Source organism: Pseudomonas kielensis (genome assembly GCF_014236655.1).
Classification (GTDB): Bacteria; Pseudomonadota; Gammaproteobacteria; order Pseudomonadales; family Pseudomonadaceae; genus Aquipseudomonas; species Aquipseudomonas kielensis.
Window position 1 is genome coordinate 1 of sequence record NZ_JACMYG010000121.1, and the last position, 303, is coordinate 303.

General features: G+C 58.1%; 1 protein-coding gene. It reads left to right on the forward strand.

What is annotated here, in order from left to right; all coding sequences use genetic code 11:
• Positions 1-303: immunoglobulin-like domain-containing protein (locus tag H7995_RS28290; protein WP_185819347.1), on the forward strand; the 303-nt coding region annotated here is incomplete at both ends.

Genomic DNA, 303 nt, shown 5'->3' on the forward strand with positions numbered 1-303 from the left:
TACCGTGGTGATCAAGGCTGGCACCACCAGCACGCCCTACGAGCTGAAAGCCCAGGGCGACGACGTCTACAAAGATGGCCAGATCATCGAAGTGGGTATCGACAAGGCTGCCGTTGACGGCAAGTCGTTCGAGAACCTGGTGCTGGGCGACAAAGCTCAAGTGACCATTGGCGACACCCTCACTGAGGTGATAGCTACCTTGACTGTGGATAAAACCACCGTCACCGAAGGCGGCACGGTCACTTACACCGTGACCCTGACCAACGCTGCTGGCATGCCGATGGCGAACCATGGCGAGTTGAC